The following is a 12,781-nucleotide window of genomic DNA, read 5'->3' as shown; positions in this document are numbered from 1 at the left end:
AATCGAAAGGACAGGAATACAGCGCGGCACGGCGGATCGAGACAGGCTCTTGACTAAGAAAAAGGCGGCTATGGATAACGTTCCAGGATCTTCATCACCCGATCCGACGTCACCCCGCCGTGGATATCGTCCCCGACGACAACCACCGGCGCAAGCCCGCAGGCCCCGAGGCACCTGACAGCCTCCAGAGAGAACCGGCGGTCCTCCGTCGTCTGCCCGATTTCCAGATGATACTCGGCGGAAATACGGCGTGCGACCTCCGCGATGCCGCGGACATAGCACGCCGTTCCCATACACACCTTGATCGGATGCCGCCCCTTCGGCGTCATCGAAAAGAAGGAATAAAACGTGACCACCCCGTAAAGGGTGCTGCCGGGGATATTCAAACGCTCGGCGATATAGTCCTGAAGCTCCAGCGGCAGATAGCCCACGATGCGCTGGCAGGCCTCCAATGCCGGGATGAGGCTCCCCGGCTTGTCCTTCAGACCGTCGAGCACCTCGTCGACCTTCGCCATGACATCCCCGCTCAGATCCGGATTCAGGGCTGGAAGGTGTTTTCGGTCCAGCATAATCGCTCTCCTCGACGCTTTTCCTTCAAGATAACCCATCCGCCGGAGGACACGACCGGAGCCGGCCTCTATTCTCGCCGGCGCGGGTCGCTCAGGCCTTGGCGATTTTGGCTGCGCACACCTTGAACTCCGGGATCTTGCAGACGGGGTCCAGGGCTGCGTTGGTCAACCGGTTCGCCGCCGCATCCGCATAGTGGAACGGCAAAAAGATGGTGCCCTTGACCGCTTTATTGGAGACAAGCGCCTTGGCCTCGATCTCCCCCCGGCGCGACGTGACCTTCAGCCGGTCGCCGGTCTTGACATCCCATTGGTCGGCGTCCTCCGCCGACAGTTCCACAAAGCATTCCGGGGCCCGATCGTTCAGCCCTTCCACTTTCATGGTCATCGTCCCCGTGTGGTACTGATAAAGGACGCGCCCCGTCGTCAGGAAGAGCGGGTATTCCTCGTCCGGCACCTCTGCCGGCGGGATGTAATCGATGGCATGGAACACCCCCAGGCCGCAGGTGAACTGATCCATGTGCAGGCAGGGCGTCCCCGGATGATCCGTGCCCGTGCAGGGCCAGTGGATCCCCCCCTGTTCGAGGCGGGCGTAATTGATGCCGCAGTAGGAAGGCGTCAGGCTGGCGATCTCCTCCATGATGGCCTTGGGGTTGTCGTATTTCATCGGATAACCCATCCGCGTCGAGAGATCGGCGATGATCTCCCAGTCCTGCCGCGCCTCACCCGGCGTGTCGACGGCCTTGCGGACGCGCTGGACCTTTCGCTCGGTGTTCGAAAAGGTCCCGTCCTTTTCGGCGAAGCAGGCGGCCGGCAAAACCACGTCCGCTTTCGCGGCGGTCTCGGTCAGGAAGATGTCCTGGACCACCAGGAAATCGAGCCGCTTGATGCCGGCCTCCACATGCGACAGATCCGGGTCCGAAACCATCGGGTTTTCACCGATAATATACAGGGCCTTCAATTCCCCGTGGTGGGCCTTGTTCATCATATCCGTCGCTGTCAGGCCCGGTTTTTCGGGAAGCCCTTTGACGCCCCAGGCCTTCTCCATGCGCTCTCGGACCTCGATATTCCCCACCTGCTGGTAGCCCGTGTAGACATTGGGCAGTCCGCCCATGTCGCAGGCCCCCTGGACGTTGTTCTGCCCGCGCAGGGGATTGACCCCGCCGCCGCGGATGCCGACGTTCCCGCAAAGCATCGACAGATTGGCAAGGGATTTCACATTGTCAGTTCCACAGGTGTGCTGGGTGATCCCCATCGTGTAGAGGATGGAGGCCGCAGGCGCCGAGGCGAAGAGCCTCGCCGCCTCGACGATCTGCTCCGCCGGGATCCCCGTCAATTCGGAAACATAGGCCGGCGTGTACTTTTCGACCTTCTTCTTGAGCTCATCGAGGCCCACCGTCCGGGAGGTGACATATTTCTCGGCATAAAGCTTTTCCGCGATGATGACGTGCATGAAGCCGTTGATCCAGGCCACATCGGTCCCCGGCTTCGGCCGGAGCCACTGATGGGCGAAGCGCGCGATCTGAACGCGCCGCGGATCTACGACAATCAACTTTGCGCCCTTGAAGGTGACGGCCCGCTTGACATAGCTGGACAGCACCGGGTGGTTTTCCGTGGTGTTGGAGCCGGTGACGAGGATCACATCGGCCCGTTCGATGTCTTCGATGGGGTTTGTCATCGCGCCACTGCCAAACGCCGCGGCCAGACCGGCCACAGTGGAGGCGTGTCAGAGACGCGCGCAATGGTCTACATTGTTGGTCTTGAGGACGGCTCGGGCGAACTTCTGAGCTAAATAATTCTCCTCGTTCGTGACCCGCGCGCTGGTCAGGAGCGCGATGCTGTCCGGCCCGGACGTATCCCGGATCGTTTCGAGCCGGCTCTTGACCAGGTCGAGGGCTTCGTCCCATTCCGCTTCGCGGAACGCCCCATTTTCGCGGATGAGAGGCTTTTGCAGGCGGTCCGGATGCCCCACGAAATCATAACCGAAGCGCCCCTTGACGCAGAGGCTCCCGTAGTTGGGGCCGACATCTTCCACGCCGGTCACCTTCACGATCCGGTTGTCCTTGACGTGCAGATAGAGCTGGCAGCCCACACCACAGTAGGAACAGGTGGTGTGGACCTTCCGGGTCTCGAGCGGAAAACCGCGCTGCTCGAAGTCCCGTTTGGGGATCAAGGCCCCCACGGGGCAGGCCTGGACACATTCTCCGCAAAAGACGCAGTCCGAGTCCTTCAAGGCTCGGTCGCCCTTCGTGACCACCTTGGCATCAGTGCCCCGATAGCCGAAGCTGATGGCGTTGTTCACCTGGATCTCGTTGCAGGCCTGTACGCATCGGCCGCAAAGGATGCAGCGCGAGTGATCCCTCACGATAAAGGGATTCACGTTTTCGATCGGATAGAGGAGCGGCGCCGGCGAGAACCGGTTTCCCTTCACGCGGTAGCGGATCGCCAGGTCCTGCAGGCGGCAGGTCCCGTAGGCCGGGCAGATGCCCTTGTGCTCGTCGGCCCCCATGGCCTCGAGCTGAAAATCGGTCCACGAGTCCAGTTCCATATCCTGTGCGAGACAATTGTGCTGACCTGAGGCCAACAGGAGTTCCAGATTCAACCTCCGCGCCTCTACGACCCGGGGGCTCTCGGTCCGGATCACCATGTTCGCTGCGGCCGGCGTGGAGCAGGAGGTCACGAGGTTCTTCATGCCCTCCACCTCGACCACACAGATCCTGCAGGCGCCGGTGGGGCTGGCCCCTTTGAGATAACAAAGCGTGGGGATGTCGAACCCGTTGCGCTGAGCGACCTGCAGGATGGTTTCGCCCTCGCTGAAGGTGCATTCCCGGCCATCGATGACAATCATATTTTTGGATCCCATTTCGACTCCCAATTATCCTGAAGAAAATAAAATACGTCTGCAATCCGAACATTGCGTTAAATGTGGACTTTCCGCAACCCGCCGGGAGTCTATCAGAAAACCTGATGACTTTCCAAAGATTTTTTGCGAAGGGGGCTGGGGATCATCCTGAGCATCCGTCCGGCTTTGCGCCGATTAGAAACGGCCGCCCGCAGCAAATGGTTTCCTCTTTCTCCTTCCGCAAGCCACCTGTGTGACCTCCTCTTCATTAGATCCATCCGGGAATGATTTCCCGGTTCCATTCAGTTTCCAATCCGGAAATGAGGATTTTTTGCCAATATCAAGGAAATCCAGCGTTTGTGCGGAGGCGACCTGCAGGTCGCCGCACAAGCAAACGTGCAGATTGACGCCGAGATTGGCAAAAAAGATCATTACCGGATTGGAAACGACCTCGAACAGGCGGCCGCAATGTCTTACACAAAAAGGCTTGACAAATTTTCTAGTTCCGCCTAATGAGATTTGTTTATCTAAAAATATGATCGTTTCCAGGGCCCCAGGGCTCCGGACCCCGTGAACCCAAGCGAACGCGTATGAAGCCATGGCAAAAAAAGAAAAGACAGGCAGGATCACCATCGATCGGGAGTTGTGCAAGGGGTGCCAGCTTTGTATCTCCGTCTGCCCGAATCATCTGATCGTCGTTTCGGACAGACTGAACCAAAAGGGATACTATCCGGCCGAGTTCACCGAAAACGAGACGACCGAGGATCGGCGATGCACCGCATGCGCCATGTGCGCCACCATCTGTCCCGATTTGGCTATCGAGGTTTACCGTGAATGATAAAATGTTGATGAGGGGTAGCCATGTCATCGGCGAAGCGGCCGTACGCGCGGGCTGCCGGTTTTATGCGGGATATCCCATCACCCCCCAGAATGAATTGACCGAATACATGGCAGGAGCCATGGCCAGGCTGGGAGACGGCACGTTCATCCAGGCCGAAAGCGAGCTGGCCGCCATCAATATGGTCATCGGCGCGGCCATGGCCGGCGCACGCGCCATGACAAGCTCCTCCAGCCCCGGCGTGAGCCTGAAGCAGGAAGGGATCTCCTATCTGGCCGCACAGGAACTACCCGCGCTCATCGTCAACACCATGCGCGGAGGACCCGGTCTCGGAAATATCGCCCCCAGCCAGGGCGATTACTTCCAAGCGACCCGAGGGGGCGGCCACGGCGATTACCGGACCATCGTTCTCGCCCCGGCAAGCGGCCAGGAACTGGCCGACATCACCCGGAAGGCCTTCGACTACGCCGACACATACCGCACACCGGTCATGATCCTCGGCGACGGCATGATGGGACAAATGATGGAGCCCGTCGTTTTCCCGGAGCCCCTGGATCTCAAGAAGCTTCCGCCCAAACCCTGGATCCTGGACGGAGCCAAGGGACGTCCGAGCCGCATCATCCGCTCCCTCCTCCTGGACGTATCCGTCGAAGAGGACCAGAATTGGAAGCTGGTGCGCAAATACGAACAGATCGACCGGGAGATCCCCGCGGCCGAGAGGTACCTGACCGATGACGCCCGGCTGGTGGTGGTCGCTTACGGCACCGCCGCCCGGATCGCCAAGGGGGCCATCAAGCGGATGCGCGATATCGGCCTCAAGGTGGGGCTTCTCAGGCCGATCACCCTCTGGCCGTTCCCAAACCGCACCCTGGTGGAAATGAGCCGCTGGGTCCGGCATTTTCTGGTCTATGAGATGAGCACCGGCCAAATGGTCGAAGATGTCCGGCTCGGGCTCGAGGGCCGCAGCCAGGTGCATTTCTACGGGCGGCCGGGGGGCGTCGTCTCGACCCCCGAGGAGATCTCCAAGGTGATCAACACCCTCTATCATCGGCAGAACCTGCAAGAGGAATAAGTTATGGCAACCAAGGTTTCCCAATGGCCGCGCTACCTGAAGAAAGCGGTATTCCACTACTGCCCGGGCTGCGGCCACAGCATCATCCACCGGCTGGTCGCCGAGGTGATCGACGAACTCGGCATCGGAGAGCGTTGCATCGGGGTCCCTCCCGCCGGTTGTGCCGTTCTGGCCTACAATTACTTCGACGTCGATATGGGTGAAGCCCCTCACGGCCGCGGGGCCGCCGTGGCCACCGGCCTCAAGCGGGTCCTCCCGGACCGCATCGTCTTCACCTACCAGGGCGACGGAGACATCGCCGCCATTGGAACGGCCGAGACCATCCACGCCGCCAACCGCGGTGAGAACGTCACGGTGATCTTCGTCAATAACGGCGTCTATGGCATGACCGGGGGCCAGATGGCCCCTACGACCCTCCCCGGGCAGAACTCCACGACGACGCCGGGGGGCCGTGACATCCTGCGTGACGGGGCGCCGTTGAACCTGAGCGAGATGCTCGGCATCGCCAACGGCAGCGCCTACATCGAGCGGACCGCCGTCAGCAGCCCGAAAACGATCCGCCACACCAAGAAGGCCATCACCAAGGCCTTCAAGGTCCAGATGGCCGGCCTCGGGTTTTCGCTGGTGGAGATCCTCTCCCCCTGTCCAACCAATTGGAAGCTCAGCCCCGTGGACGCAATGAAATGGGTAGATGAAAGCATGACCCGGTATTTTCCGCTGAAAGTCATCAAAGACTTGGCTCCGGACCTGAAGTAGCGTCCACAGCCCGGGTCGGCGGGTTGCGATATCGGCCAAGCTAAACACAAGGATCGGTGGGTTATGACCAAGAAGACTATTTTTGCGGGTTTCGGCGGACAGGGCGTTCTGATGATGGGGTACGTGCTGGCCGTATCCGCCATGCGGGACGGTAAAAACGTGACCTATCTGCCTTCCTACGGCGCTGAAGTCCGCGGCGGCACAGCCAACTGCACGGTCGTGGTATCCGATGAAGAGATCTTTTCACCGGTCGCCTCTTCGCCCGAGTATGCAGTCATCATGAACAAACCTTCGTTGGCGCGCTACGAAAGCATGGTGAAGGATGGCGGCGTCATCGTCCTGAATTCCAGCCTGATCGACACCAGTCCTTCCCGGAAGGACCTGACCGTCCTGCGCGTGCCCGCCAACGAGATGGCAAAAGAGCTGGGCAGCGACCGTACGATCAATATGATCATGCTGGGCGCCTTTGTGCAGCAGACCGGAATCACCACCCTGGATTCCATCATGAACGGCCTCGGTGAGATCGTCAAAGGGAAGAAACCGGCTGTCATGGAACTGAACCGGAAAGGTCTGGACAAAGGCGCCGAATTCGTCCTGAGAGGAGCCTCACAATGAAAACCGTCAAACAGATCGACCTCGCACTGAAAAACGAACCGGGGGCCCTGTCCGCTGTCAGCGAGACCCTGGGCGCCGGGGGAATCAATATCATCGCTTTTTACGTCTCGACCGAGGCCCATGAAGGCAAGCTCCGCTTCGTGGCGGACGATCCGGACAAGGCGGTCAACATCCTGAAAACCGGCGGCTATCAACTGGATACAACCGATGTGATCGCCTGTGAAACGCCGCATCATCCCGGCGGACTGAATGCCGTGCTGAAGCCGTTGAAGGCTGCAGGCATCAATGTCGATTACATCTACCCCTGCATCGGCACCGGGGAGGCTACCGTACTGATCCTGGGGCTCGGTCCCTTGGAGGAGGCTGTCCAGCGCCTTGAAGACAGCTGGATCAGGGTCATCGGTAAAGACCTCTATCACACCTGATCATCCCTACCCTTTCCGGGCATGCCGAGGCGTGCCGCCCCTTGGGCCGCTGACCGCATGCCGTCGGAAGCCCTATCACTTTTCCGGAAATGCCTGGAAAATGCCTTTCGTAAGGCCGGGGCCGCCCACCGCGACCGGTGAGGTCGGCCCTTTGCTTTGAGGATTGATTCCAGGAGAAAATGCTGCTACAAAACGATTCACGGACAACGCCATCCGGCCGATTCCGTCGATGCGGATACACGCTTGAATTCTAAAAACCTTTCCGAAACGCTTTTGCCCGGTATGCCGACAGACCTGACCCCTGCAAAGCCCCTCTCGAAGCATCCATGGATCAAGGCAACGGGTCTGCTGCTCTTTTTCCTGACGGCTTTGCTGTTCATCCGCTCGCCGGCATTCAGAAGGTGGCTCGACCCGACCACCATCGAACCGGTCGTCAGGAGTTTCGGGCTCTGGGGACCGGCGATTTTTATCCTGTTTTACGCCACGGCCCTCTGCCTGCTGGTTCCATCGAGCATCCTCAGCATGCTCGGCGCAGCCCTTTTCGGGGTCAACCTGGGTTTTTTCTGTGTCTGGATCGGGGCAATCATCGGAGCGAGCGCCGCTTTTCTGATCGCCCGGACCCTTGGCCGGGACTTCGCCGCGGCCATGATCGGCAGCCGCCTCAAGCGCTTCGACCATGCCTTCGAAACCAACGGCTTCGTAACCGTGCTCTACATCCGGTTGCTGAATATGCCTTTTACGTATGTAAACTTCGGGATAGGCCTGACCGGTGTGCGCTTCGGCCCTTACCTCACCGCCACGGCCCTGGGGATGATCATCAGTCTCTTTACCTTCGTTTTCCTCGGGGGCGCTCTGAAAGAAGCCTGGATTACGGGCCAATGGCATCCCCTCGTTTCCACCAAGGCCTTTGCGGTGGCGGGGCTCTATGCCTTCTCCTTCTTCATCCCGAAGGTGCTCAAAAAGCTTCATCTCATCTAAACCCATCTCGAAAGGAGAATCTGAAAAATCATGTCTCTGGAACTGGATACCCTGTGCATCGATACGATCCGGATGCTTTCCGCGGATGGGGTTGAAAAAGCCCGCTCAGGCCACCCCGGTTTACCCATGGGCGCCGCCGCCATGGCCTATGTCCTGTGGACGCGCTTCATGCGCTACAACCCGGAAGACCCCGCCTGGGCCGACAGGGATCGGTTCGTCCTCTCGGCCGGCCACGGCTCCATGCTGATTTACAGCCTTCTCCACCTGACCGGATACCATCTCACCCTGGACGATCTGAAGCAGTTCCGCCAATGGGAAAGCCGGACCCCCGGCCACCCCGAATACGGCCAGACACCCGGCGTGGAAACCACCACCGGTCCGCTCGGGCAGGGATTTGCCAACGCCGTCGGCATGGCCATGGCGGAGCGGTATATGGCGGCGCACTTCAACCGCCCCGGCTTCGACATCGTCGATCATCACACCTACGCCATCGTCAGCGACGGCGATCTGATGGAGGGGATCTCGCACGAAGCGGCATCCCTTGCCGGACACCTCGGCCTCGGAAAACTCATCTTTCTCTACGACGACAATCACATTTCGATCGAGGGCAGCACGGACATCACCTTCACCGAAGACCGCGCGGCCCGCTTCCGGGCCTACGCCTGGCACGTCCAGGAAGTCTTTGACGGAAACGATATCGGCGCCATCGAAGAAGCCCTCCGGGCAGCCCGGGCCGAAACAGCGCGGCCGTCCCTGATCGCGGTCCGCACCCATATCGGTTTCGGCAGCCCGGGCAAGCAGGACTCGCCAAGCGCGCACGGAGAACCGCTCGGAGCCGAAGAACTCGCCCGGACCAAGGCCAACCTTGGCTGGCCGGCGGAGCCGGCCTTCCTTATCCCGGCAGAGGCCTTGAAACGTTTCCGCGAAGCCGGCCGCCAAGCGGCCTCCGCGCAGGATGTCTGGAAAGCCCGGTTCGCGGATTACACCGCCGCCCATCCCGATCTGGCGGACGAGTGGCGCCTCTGGATGAACGGGGAACTCCCAGCCGGATGGGACGAGGCCCTGCCGGAGTTCGAAGCGGACGAGAAGGGGCCTGCCACACGGGCGGTCTCCGGCACGGTCCTCAACGCCCTGGCGGGGAAGTGCGGAAATCTCTTCGGAGGCTCGGCGGATCTCGCCCCTTCCAACAAAACGCTCATCAAGGGAGAGGAAGACTTCGAGGGGCCGGCATTCACGGGCCGCAATATCCGTTTTGGCGTGAGGGAGCACGCCATGGGCGGCGTCCTGAACGGCATGGCACTTCACGGCGGCATCCGGCCCTATGGCGGGACCTTTCTGATCTTCTCGGACTACATGCGGCCGGCCATCCGCCTGGCGGCGCTCATGCAGCTGCGCGTCATCTACGTCTTCACCCACGACAGCATCGGCCTTGGGGAGGACGGCCCCACCCACCAGCCGATCGAACAACTGGCCGCCCTGCGCGCCATCCCCGGTCTGACGCTCATCCGCCCGGCGGACGCCAATGAAACGCGCGAGGCGTGGCGGACGGCCGTCGCCATCCCGGAAGGGCCGGTGGCCCTGGCGCTGACGCGGCAGGGACTGCCGACGCTCGACCGCACCGTGCTGCCCCCGGCCGAGATGCTGGCCCGCGGGGCCTACACCCTGTGGCAGAGCCCCGGAGAAAAGCCCGAGATCCTTCTCATCGGCACCGGTTCGGAGGTCCAAATCGCTCTCGAGGCCGCAGGCAAGCTGGCGGACGAGGGGCACTGCGTCCGCGTCGTATCCATGCCCTCCTGGGAGCTTTTCGAGCGGCAGCCGGCTGACTACCGGAGCCAAGTCATCCCTGAGGACGTGACTCGGCGGATCGCTGTGGAGGCCGGCAGCCCTATGGGTTGGCATCGATATGTTGGAGTGAGCGGCGCCGTGATCGGGATCGAGCGTTTCGGGGCCTCCGCGCCCTATCGGATCCTTTATGAGAAATTCGGACTGACGGCGGCGGCCGTCCTCGAAAAGGCGCACGATCTGCTCCGAAAATAAGCGGACAGCGGAGAAGGTCCTCGGTCCTGCGACCGATGAGACGGACCGCTTTTCATGCCAGGGGCAACGCCGCAAAATCGATGGGTTGCACATACCGGAGTGAAGGACCGTCATCCGTGAAACGGCAAAGGCTGTCTCGGCAAGAACGGGGGTCAGATGAGGCCCAACCCTGTCCACCCCCCCCGCTCCGGCCGGTCGAACCCGTGAAATCGATGGCCGATGTCAGGGGGGAATTCTTCACATGGAATATCCGAAGAGGACACTGACTCCCATCAGGGATATCCTGGCGGAGATCCTGGAGAACCGGAACTCCCCGTTGGGTCAGGGGCTTTACCCCATCCTGCGGATCTGGGGGCAGGTCACGGGAAAGGTCATTGCCGAGCACGCGCGACCCGTGGATTTCAAAGACGGCGAGCTGAAAGTGAGCGTAACCGATCCTGTCTGGCTGCAGGAAATGATCTACCGGGAACCCGAGATCAGGGAGAAGCTCGATCTCGCCCTCGGACGGAATATCGTGCGGAAGATCGCCTTCAGGATGGGGCGTTGATCGAAAAAATCCCTTGATCCAGGATCGGCGGCAAAACCCGGATCCCCGGGCGGCCGCCCGAACAGCCTTCGATGAAGGCCAGTTTTGCGCCGGAGCCGAGACTGGGGTAGTGGAACTGGACCTGTTTTGGTTCCAAGCCGAAGCGGCGCATCCGTGCGAAGGCGTCCACCAGCCGCACCGACGGGTAGACGAAGGCGAAACGGCCGCGTTTGCGCAGGAGAAAGCACGCTGCCGTCAGAATGTCGTCGAGGGACGCCATGATCTCATGCCGGGCGATAGCCCGACGCGCATCGGGGTTGATCCGCCCGCTGTCGAGCTTGCGATAGGGCGGGTTGCAGATGACCACATCCGCAGCCCCCCCCTTCAGCGGCATAGCCCGCAGGTCCCCCTGCACGACTGCCATCCGACGTTCGAAACCGTTCAGTCGGGCATTTCTGATCGCTTGAGAAGCCAGTTCGGACTGGATCTCCAGACCCACCACACCATCGACCGGCCGGGTGTGCAGCAGCATGATCGGTATCACACCGCAACCGGTGCCGAGATCCACCACCACATCATGGGGCCGAATGGTCACAAAACCGGCGAGCAGCAAGGCATCCACCGAAAAACGGTAGCCGTCCCTCGATTGGATGAACCGCAGTCGGCCGCCCAGGATGGCGTCCAAGGATTCGTTGAGTCCGATCGTGATCTCAGGGCACGGCGATGGCATCGTCGGGGTCGAGCTTGTTGAAGACCAGGCCGGTCATCACCTTCGGGTAAAAATAGGTGGACTTGCGCGGCATCACAAGGGCGTTGCCCGCAACCTCCTTCACGTGCTCCATACGCGTCGGGTTGAGCAGAAACCCCAGTTCGTACCGCCCTTGCCGGATATCGTTCGCCGCCTTGCGGAAACCGCTCTGGTAGTGAAACAGCTCCGGATTGTCCAGGTCTTCGCGGCTGAAACCCATACCCTTCTGGAAGGCAAGCCGCGACAGGACGAGCACATCGAGTTTTTTCAGGGAATCGTGGAGATCATCCCCCATTTCCGTACGGGCACCTGGTTTGAGGGCGAGCAGAAACACCCGGTCGTCGCCGTGCAGCACGAGGGCGAAGGCAGTCGTCAAACGGCCGGCCTCGGCCAACGATTCCCTCAGCCGCATGTACTCCGCATCGGAAGGCGTTTTGGGCATGGGCACCGGTTCGATCTCGAACCACGCGGATACCCGCCCCAGGAACCGCTCGAGGTCGAATCCCGGCACCCGTTTGATCAAGCGGTGTGAAGGCAGGATGGTCAAGCCCTCGTCGCTCATGTTGGAAAGATACATCATGACGTATTCATACGATCGCCGGGGACTTTGCTGTCCAAACCGCGTACGCATCAGATTGCGGTAGTTCCGGGCGGTTTCGTAGCGATGATGCCCGTCGGCGATGAAGATGCGCTTGTCCGCAAGCGTCTGTGCAACAGACTTGAAGACGGCCGGATCGTCGACCACCCACATGCGGTGGTTTGTCCCGTCATGAAACGGAAAATCGAGTCCGGGGGGCGCCGCGAGGATGCCGCTCAGGGTGTCCATGACCCTGCTTTCGGCATCCTCGTATAGGCCGAAGATCTGGCTGAACTGGGCGCCGCAGGCGCGCATAAGCCGCAGACGGTCGTCTTTGTGGGCCGAAAAGGTCTTTTCGTGCGGCAGGATCACCCCGGAATCCGCCTCTTCGATCTTCACCACTGCAATGACGCCCCAGCGGGTCCGGCGCGGTTCTCCATTGCCGGGATCGTAGTCGAGCGCGGTGACGTACATGCAGGGTGATACCGCCTGCCGGAGGGCCCCTTGGGACTGCCACCGCCTGAACAGATCCGCGGCGCGCGTGTAGGGATTGTCCCAGTCGGAGTCCCCCTTCTTCTTTTTTCCCAGGATCAGGCGGATCACGTTATAAGGATGTTTCTCGTAATAGCCTTCCTGTTCCTCCGGAGAGATCACGTCGTAAGGGGGCGCCGTAAGGTTGGACATCTCATCGGAGAGTTCAGGGCTATAGGTTAAACCCCTGAAGGGGGCGATGATGGTCATAGCTGGCTCCTTAAGGTGGCGGCAAAAATAATAAATTTTTAGTTTCTCTCAATCTGGGCA

Annotated in this window: 13 protein-coding genes; 8 read left to right on the top strand and 5 right to left on the bottom strand. The window is 60.7% G+C overall.

All coding sequences use genetic code 11. The features are described 5' to 3' along the window. Positions 1–68 precede the first annotated feature (68 nt). The 3 genes from ACZ500_RS24735 to ACZ500_RS24725 all read right to left on the bottom strand — a co-directional run bounded on the left by ACZ500_RS24735 (position 69) and on the right by ACZ500_RS24725 (position 3,840). Entirely contained in the window at positions 69–569 is a 501-nt protein-coding gene (locus ACZ500_RS24735; protein WP_464230099.1) for an NADH-quinone oxidoreductase subunit NuoE family protein, read from the bottom strand. A 91-nt stretch (positions 570–660) separates the two neighbouring features. After that, on the bottom strand, positions 661–3,429 hold the full coding sequence (gene fdhF, locus ACZ500_RS24730) for a formate dehydrogenase subunit alpha (RefSeq protein WP_464230098.1): 2,769 nt from the start codon (positions 3,427–3,429) through the stop codon (positions 661–663). Positions 3,430–3,603: 174 nt separating this feature from the next. After that, positions 3,604–3,840 carry a hypothetical protein gene (locus ACZ500_RS24725; protein WP_464230097.1) on the bottom strand — a complete coding sequence of 79 codons (237 nt, stop codon included), beginning with the start codon at positions 3,838–3,840 and terminating at the stop codon, positions 3,604–3,606. A 166-nt stretch (positions 3,841–4,006) separates the two neighbouring features. Between ACZ500_RS24725 and ACZ500_RS24720 the strand changes: the two genes are divergently transcribed. The 8 genes from ACZ500_RS24720 (at position 4,007) to ACZ500_RS24685 (ending at position 10,676) form a co-directional block, all read left to right on the top strand. Further along, positions 4,007–4,246 (top strand): 4Fe-4S binding protein, encoded by a 240-nt coding sequence (locus ACZ500_RS24720; protein ID WP_464230096.1) that lies wholly within the window; start codon positions 4,007–4,009, stop codon positions 4,244–4,246. Next, complete coding sequence (gene vorB, locus ACZ500_RS24715; protein ID WP_464230095.1) at positions 4,239–5,318, top strand: 3-methyl-2-oxobutanoate dehydrogenase subunit VorB; 1,080 nt, start codon at positions 4,239–4,241, stop codon at positions 5,316–5,318. Before ACZ500_RS24720 ends, vorB begins: the two co-directional genes overlap by 8 nt. A 3-nt stretch (positions 5,319–5,321) precedes the next feature. Continuing rightward, entirely contained in the window at positions 5,322–6,074 is a 753-nt protein-coding gene (locus ACZ500_RS24710) for a thiamine pyrophosphate-dependent enzyme (protein WP_464230094.1), read from the top strand. 63 nt (positions 6,075–6,137) lie between these two features. Then, positions 6,138–6,689 (top strand): 2-oxoacid:acceptor oxidoreductase family protein, encoded by a 552-nt coding sequence (locus ACZ500_RS24705; protein ID WP_464230093.1) that lies wholly within the window; start codon positions 6,138–6,140, stop codon positions 6,687–6,689. Next, a complete protein-coding gene (locus tag ACZ500_RS24700) occupies positions 6,686–7,114 on the top strand; it encodes a hypothetical protein (RefSeq protein WP_464230092.1) in 429 nt (142 codons plus the stop codon). The genes ACZ500_RS24705 and ACZ500_RS24700 overlap by 4 nt, the downstream gene beginning before the upstream one ends. Before the next feature lie 243 nt (positions 7,115–7,357). Beyond that, on the top strand, positions 7,358–8,092 hold the full coding sequence (locus ACZ500_RS24695; RefSeq protein WP_464230091.1) for a TVP38/TMEM64 family protein: 735 nt from the start codon (positions 7,358–7,360) through the stop codon (positions 8,090–8,092). Positions 8,093–8,122: 30 nt separating this feature from the next. Continuing rightward, a complete protein-coding gene (gene tkt, locus ACZ500_RS24690) occupies positions 8,123–10,129 on the top strand; it encodes a transketolase (RefSeq protein WP_464230090.1) in 2,007 nt (668 codons plus the stop codon). 241 nt (positions 10,130–10,370) lie between these two features. Beyond that, positions 10,371–10,676, top strand: a complete 306-nt coding sequence (locus ACZ500_RS24685) for a DciA family protein (RefSeq protein ID WP_464230089.1) — start codon at positions 10,371–10,373, stop codon at positions 10,674–10,676. Here the strand turns inward: ACZ500_RS24685 and ACZ500_RS24680 are convergent. Both ACZ500_RS24680 and ACZ500_RS24675 read right to left on the bottom strand, forming a co-directional pair. Beyond that, a complete protein-coding gene (locus ACZ500_RS24680; protein ID WP_464230088.1) occupies positions 10,660–11,385 on the bottom strand; it encodes a tRNA1(Val) (adenine(37)-N6)-methyltransferase in 726 nt (241 codons plus the stop codon). The two genes, ACZ500_RS24685 and ACZ500_RS24680, sit on opposite strands and share 17 nt — an antisense overlap. Then, entirely contained in the window at positions 11,366–12,721 is a 1,356-nt protein-coding gene (locus ACZ500_RS24675) for a DUF1015 domain-containing protein (protein ID WP_464230087.1), read from the bottom strand. Before ACZ500_RS24675 ends, ACZ500_RS24680 begins: the two co-directional genes overlap by 20 nt. Between the last annotated feature and the right edge of the window lie 60 nt (positions 12,722–12,781).

This window comes from Desulfatiglans parachlorophenolica (assembly GCF_055394735.1).
This window is presented reverse-complemented; position numbering and strand designations above follow the sequence as displayed.

Coding starts and splice junctions, on each gene's coding strand:
- ACZ500_RS24725 (WP_464230097.1), bottom strand. CDS start 3,840: ATGATCTTTTTTGCCAATCTCGGCGTCAATCTGCACGTTTGCTTGTGC.
- ACZ500_RS24720 (WP_464230096.1), top strand. CDS start 4,007: ATGGCAAAAAAAGAAAAGACAGGCAGGATCACCATCGATCGGGAGTTG.
- ACZ500_RS24705 (WP_464230093.1), top strand. CDS start 6,138: ATGACCAAGAAGACTATTTTTGCGGGTTTCGGCGGACAGGGCGTTCTG.
- ACZ500_RS24700 (WP_464230092.1), top strand. CDS start 6,686: ATGAAAACCGTCAAACAGATCGACCTCGCACTGAAAAACGAACCGGGG.
- ACZ500_RS24735 (WP_464230099.1), bottom strand. CDS start 569: ATGCTGGACCGAAAACACCTTCCAGCCCTGAATCCGGATCTGAGCGGG.
- ACZ500_RS24710 (WP_464230094.1), top strand. CDS start 5,322: ATGGCAACCAAGGTTTCCCAATGGCCGCGCTACCTGAAGAAAGCGGTA.
- ACZ500_RS24685 (WP_464230089.1), top strand. CDS start 10,371: ATGGAATATCCGAAGAGGACACTGACTCCCATCAGGGATATCCTGGCG.
- ACZ500_RS24675 (WP_464230087.1), bottom strand. CDS start 12,721: ATGACCATCATCGCCCCCTTCAGGGGTTTAACCTATAGCCCTGAACTC.
- ACZ500_RS24680 (WP_464230088.1), bottom strand. CDS start 11,385: ATGCCATCGCCGTGCCCTGAGATCACGATCGGACTCAACGAATCCTTG.
- tkt (WP_464230090.1), top strand. CDS start 8,123: ATGTCTCTGGAACTGGATACCCTGTGCATCGATACGATCCGGATGCTT.